The organism is Stenotrophomonas sp. PS02289 (assembly GCF_029960115.1).
Taxonomy (GTDB): Bacteria; Pseudomonadota; Gammaproteobacteria; order Xanthomonadales; family Xanthomonadaceae; genus Stenotrophomonas.
Window position 1 is genome coordinate 1 of record NZ_JASCOZ010000303.1, and the last position, 2536, is coordinate 2536.

2 protein-coding genes are annotated in these 2536 nt (G+C 61.7%); both read left to right on the plus strand.

The features are described from left to right. Positions 1-143: 143 nt before the first annotated feature. On the plus strand, positions 144-2285 hold the full coding sequence (gene fusA / locus QMX83_RS21190) for an elongation factor G (protein ID WP_282298600.1): 2142 nt from the start codon (positions 144-146) through the stop codon (positions 2283-2285). Between the two features lie 55 nt (positions 2286-2340). Then, positions 2341-2536 (plus strand): GTP-binding protein (locus QMX83_RS21195; RefSeq protein ID WP_254427889.1); only part of this gene is annotated, 196 nt, incomplete at its 3' end.

A 2536-nucleotide genomic window follows, 5' to 3' on the forward strand; every position in this document is an offset into this window, starting at 1 on the left:
TGGTGAGTTTGACGGCCTTGTAAAACAGGCATGGCAGTACCACCTCGGTACTGCCTTGCGACACCTGGGGTGTCGCGCCAATCCGAAGGCCGCCGCAAGGCGGCGTTCGGCCATCCGAAATCCACGAAATTTGAGAGGCTCCCGTGGCCCGCACTACTCCCATCGAGCGTTACCGCAACTTCGGCATCATGGCTCACATCGATGCCGGCAAGACCACCACGTCCGAACGCATCCTGTTCTACACCGGCAAGAGCCACAAGATCGGTGAAGTGCACGACGGCGCCGCCACCATGGACTGGATGGAGCAGGAGCAGGAGCGTGGCATCACGATCCAGTCCGCTGCTACCACCGCCTTCTGGCGCGGCATGGACAAGTCCCTGCCGGAGCACCGCTTCAACATCATCGACACCCCCGGACACGTCGACTTCACCATCGAAGTGGAGCGCTCGCTGCGCGTGCTCGACGGTGCCGTGTTCGTGCTGTGTGCCGTCGGTGGCGTGCAGCCGCAGTCGGAAACCGTGTGGCGCCAGGCCAACCGTTACAAGGTGCCGCGCATCGCCTTCGTCAACAAGATGGACCGTACCGGTGCCAACTTCCAGAAGGTCGCCGCACAGCTGCGCGCCAAGCTGGGTGCCACCGCCGTTCCGATGCAGCTGCCGATCGGTGCCGAAGACAACTTCAAGGGCGTGGTCGACCTGGTCAAGATGAAGGCCATCCACTGGGATGAAGCCAGCCAGGGCATGAAGTTCGAATACCTGGACATCCCGGCGGACCTGCAGGCCGAGGCTGAAGAAGCCCGCACCTACATGATCGAAGCCGCGGCTGAAGCCAGCGAAGACCTGATGGAAAAGTACCTGGGCGGCGAAGAGCTGGCCGAGTCCGAAATCATCAACGCGCTGCGCACCCGCACCCTGGCCACCGAAATCGTGCCGATGTACTGCGGTTCGGCGTTCAAGAACAAGGGCGTGCAGGCCATGCTGGACGGCGTGGTGCAGCTGCTGCCGTCGCCGATCGACGTGCCGGACGTCACCGGTACCGACGTCGATGACGAAACCGTGGAAATGAGCCGCAAGTCCGACGACAAGGCTCCGTTCTCGTCGCTGGCCTTCAAGATCATCACCGACCCGTTCGTGGGCGCGCTGACCTTCTTCCGCGTGTACTCGGGCACCCTGAATGCCGGCGACCAGGTGATGAACTCGGTCAAGGGCAAGAAGGAGCGTATCGGCCGCATCCTGCAGATGCACTCCAACGATCGCGAAGAGATCAAGGAAGTGCTGGCCGGTGACATCGCCGCTGCCGTGGGCCTGAAGGACACCACCACCGGTGACACCCTGTGCTCGCTGGATCACCCGATCATCCTGGAGCGCATGGTGTTCCCGGAGCCGGTGATCTCGATGGCCGTCGAACCGAAGACCAAGTCGGACCAGGAAAAGATGGGTCTGGCCCTGGGCCGTCTGGCGCAGGAAGATCCGTCGTTCCGCGTCAAGACCGACGAAGAATCCGGCCAGACCATCATCTCGGGCATGGGCGAGCTGCACCTGGACATCATCGTTGACCGCATGAAGCGCGAGTTCAACGTGGAAGCCAACGTCGGCAAGCCGCAGGTGGCTTACCGCGAAACCATCCAGATGCAGGACGTCAAGTCGGACTACAAGCACGCCAAGCAGTCCGGTGGTAAGGGTCAGTACGGTCACGTCGTGATCGAGCTGTCGCCGATCACCGCTGAAGACCGTGCCGATCCGAAGATCGCCCCGATGATCAAGGACGACTTCCTGTTCATCAACGACATCACCGGTGGCGTGATTCCGAAGGAATTCATCCCGTCGGTGGAAAAGGGTCTGCGCGAAACCATCACCAGCGGCCCGCTGGCCGGCTTCCCGGTGGTGGACGTCAAGGTCAAGCTGGTGTTCGGTTCGTACCACGACGTCGACTCGTCGGAAATGGCGTTCAAGCTGGCTTCGTCGATGGCCTTCAAGCAGGGCTTCGCCAAGGCCAAGCCGGTGCTGCTGGAGCCGATCATGAAGGTCGAAATCGTGACCCCGGAAGACTACCAGGGTGACGTGATGGGCGACGTCAGCCGCCGTCGTGGCGTGCTGCAGGGTTCGAGCACCACCGGTGACGGTTCGGCCAGCATCATCAACGCGATGATCCCGCTGGGTGAAATGTTCGGTTACGCCACCTCGCTGCGTTCGCAGACCCAGGGTCGCGCCACCTTCACCATGGAATTCGACCACTACGAGCCGGCTCCGCAGAACATCGCCGACACCGTGATCAAGAAGGCCTGAGCGTAAGCTCGGGTCTTCCCTCCCTTCTTTTTTCTGATATTCAAGGTATACAACAATGGCAAAGGGTAAGTTCGAACGCACCAAGCCGCACGTCAACGTCGGCACCATCGGCCACGTCGACCATGGCAAGACCACGCTGACCGCCGCACTGACCAAGATCGGTGCCGAGCGCTTCGGTGGCGAGTTCAAGGATTACTCCGCGATCGACGCCGCGCCGGAAGAAAAGGCACGTGGCATCACGATCTCGACCG